A 919-nucleotide genomic window follows, 5' to 3' on the forward strand; every position below is an offset into this window, starting at 1 on the left:
TTCGGGAAGTAGCACAGCTTGGTAGTGCACCTGGTTTGGGACCAGGGGGTCGCAGGTTCAAATCCTGTCTTCCCGACCATTGAAAAGGGGCCTTAGCTCAGCTGGGAGAGCGCCTGCTTTGCACGCAGGAGGTCAGCGGTTCGATCCCGCTAGGCTCCACCATTAGATATTAAATTATAGCGTTGCTGTAGTTGATTACGGCGGGGTAGCTCAGTTGGCTAGAGCAATCGGTTCATACCCGGTGGGTCGGGGGTTCGAATCCCTTCCCCGCTACCAATTTAATAGAAGGTGCCCCTAAGTGAAGAACAACAAGGACCCTTAGCTCAGCTGGTTAGAGCTATCGGCTCATAACCGATCGGTCGTTGGTTCGAGTCCAACAGGGTCCACCAAATTTAATAACGCGAGGGATTACCCAAGTCCGGCTGAAGGGATCGGTCTTGAAAACCGACAGGGGATTAACGTCCCGCGGGGGTTCGAATCCCTCATCCCTCGCCATTATATTAAAATTAAATATCGCGGGATGGAGCAGTCTGGTAGCTCGTCGGGCTCATAACCCGAAGGTCGTTGGTTCAAATCCTTCTCCCGCAACCAAAATGGTCTGGTAGTTCAGTTGGTTAGAATGCCGCCCTGTCACGGCGGAGGTCGCGGGTTCGAGTCCCGTCCAGACCGCCATGGTTCCGTAGCTCAGTCGGTAGAGCAGAGGACTGAAAATCCTCGTGTCGCTGGTTCGATTCCGGCCGGAACCACCATTTGACTTAACAACTGTAAGGTTGTTTTTATTTCGGAAAATTCATTAGTTATGAATAGTGATTCGGGAAGTAGCACAGCTTGGTAGTGCACCTGGTTTGGGACCAGGGGGTCGCAGGTTCAAATCCTGTCTTCCCGACCATTGAAAAGGGGCCTTAGCTCAGCTGGGAGA

Annotated in this window: 9 tRNA genes; all 9 read left to right on the top strand. The window is 52.6% G+C overall.

Annotated features, from left to right (window positions below):
- Window positions 1-2: 2 nt before the first annotated feature.
- Window positions 3-79: transfer RNA gene (locus B5F09_RS14575), tRNA-Pro, on the top strand.
- A 7-nt stretch (window positions 80-86) separates the two neighbouring features.
- Window positions 87-162 (top strand) — tRNA-Ala (locus tag B5F09_RS14580).
- A gap of 37 nt (window positions 163-199) precedes the next feature.
- Window positions 200-276, top strand: a tRNA-Met gene (locus B5F09_RS14585).
- A gap of 36 nt (window positions 277-312) precedes the next feature.
- Window positions 313-389 (top strand) — tRNA-Ile (locus B5F09_RS14590).
- A 13-nt stretch (window positions 390-402) separates the two neighbouring features.
- Window positions 403-495 (top strand) — tRNA-Ser (locus B5F09_RS14595).
- Window positions 496-514: 19 nt separating this feature from the next.
- A tRNA-Met gene (locus B5F09_RS14600) sits at window positions 515-591 on the top strand.
- Window positions 592-595: 4 nt separating this feature from the next.
- Window positions 596-672: transfer RNA gene (locus B5F09_RS14605), tRNA-Asp, on the top strand.
- Between the two features lies 1 nt (window position 673).
- Window positions 674-749 (top strand) — tRNA-Phe (locus B5F09_RS14610).
- A 63-nt stretch (window positions 750-812) separates the two neighbouring features.
- A tRNA-Pro gene (locus B5F09_RS14615) sits at window positions 813-889 on the top strand.
- Window positions 890-919: the final 30 nt, after the last annotated feature.

This window comes from Erysipelatoclostridium sp. An173 (assembly GCF_002160495.1).
Taxonomy (GTDB): domain Bacteria; phylum Bacillota_I; class Bacilli_A; order Erysipelotrichales; family Coprobacillaceae; genus Thomasclavelia; species Thomasclavelia merdavium.